At 40.8% G+C, this 1349-nt stretch carries 1 protein-coding gene; it reads left to right on the forward strand.

Going from position 1 to position 1349, the window contains the following annotated elements; translation table 11 throughout:
- Positions 1 to 230 precede the first annotated feature (230 nt).
- Positions 231 to 1190, forward strand: coding sequence for an IS110 family transposase (locus ACM5QX_RS29495; protein ID WP_414756749.1), 960 nt, complete (start codon positions 231 to 233; stop codon positions 1188 to 1190).
- The last annotated feature ends 159 nt before the right edge of the window (positions 1191 to 1349 follow it).

Genomic DNA, 1349 nt, shown 5'->3' on the forward strand with positions numbered 1-1349 from the left:
ACCCAACCTTGTATATTGAGGGAAGTAGTAGACCGTCCCAACCTTGGTCACAATAGACCGCTATGTAGCACGGGTCACTACAACAATCTCTTTGACAGAACTCGAACAGTCGCCAGGGGCAAAACTTTAAATACACAGAGTTAAAGTATACAGCCCGTATCGGGCAAGGATGAGTGAAATCAGGGAGATGCAGTTTTTAGCAACATTAACTGTATCTGTGAGAGTAAAAGATGGAAAATACTGGTCAATGGGTAGGAATTGATGTCAGTAAAGCCGCTTTGGATGTTTATATCCGTCCGATGGGTAAAGCCATAAAAGTGGCAAATACAGAAAGTGAAATATCAACACTTGTTGAGCAACTCAAATCCTACAATTTAAATCTAATTGTACTAGAAGCAACTGGAGGATTAGAAACAGAATTAATTATTCAATTACAAGCGGCATTATTACCAGTAGCACTAATTAATCCACGCCAAGGAAGAGATTTTGCTAAAGCTACAGGTAGACTGGCTAAAACTGATGCCATTGATGCACAAATTCTGGCACATTTTGGCGAAGCCATGAAACCACAAGTGTTAGCCATTGAATCTGAGGAAGCGCGTCAGTTAAGTGAATTAATCAGTCGGAGAAGACAATTAGTCGAAATGCAGACTGCGGAGAAAAACCGTCGCGCCCGCGCTCGTGGTAAAGCACTGGCCGATATTGAAGCACATCTTGATTACCTGGATAAACGTCTCGAACAAATTAACTCGGAAATTGAGCAATTAACTCAAAACAATTCTCAATTCATTGCCAAAGTTAATTTACTCAAAACTACTCCTGGCATCGGTCAAGTTATTTCCACGACTCTGGTTTGTGACTTACCTGAACTCGGTCAATTAACCGCTAAACAGATTTCTCGTTTAGTTGGTGTTGCACCCATGAATCATGATAGTGGCCAACACAAAGGCAAACGAATGATTCAGGGTGGTCGCGGTCATGTTCGTGCTTCTCTGTATATGGGTGCTGTGGTTGCTATTCGTCACAATCCCATTATTCAGGCTTTTTACACTCGACTTGTTGAGCGTGGTAAATCTAAGAAATTGGCTCTGACTGCTTGCGTTCATAAAATGTTAGTCATTTTAAATGCTATGGTCAGAGACAATTTACCTTGGCGCGTTAATGATGAATCTGCAACTGTGTCTTCATAATTGAACTCATCTTTTTATACCAAGATGATTCACTATAGCTTGTTGTGCTTTGACTTCTGTGTTTACTGCTCGCAGCATGACTGGCTCGCTTTGGAATGTTGTTTTTTCTCTTGTTTCTTTTTTCTTTACTTCCTCTGCTTCTTTTTTTTGCTCCCGATC

This window comes from Anabaena sp. CCY 9910, from assembly GCF_963920875.1.
Classification (GTDB): Bacteria; Cyanobacteriota; Cyanobacteriia; order Cyanobacteriales; family Nostocaceae; genus Trichormus; species Trichormus variabilis.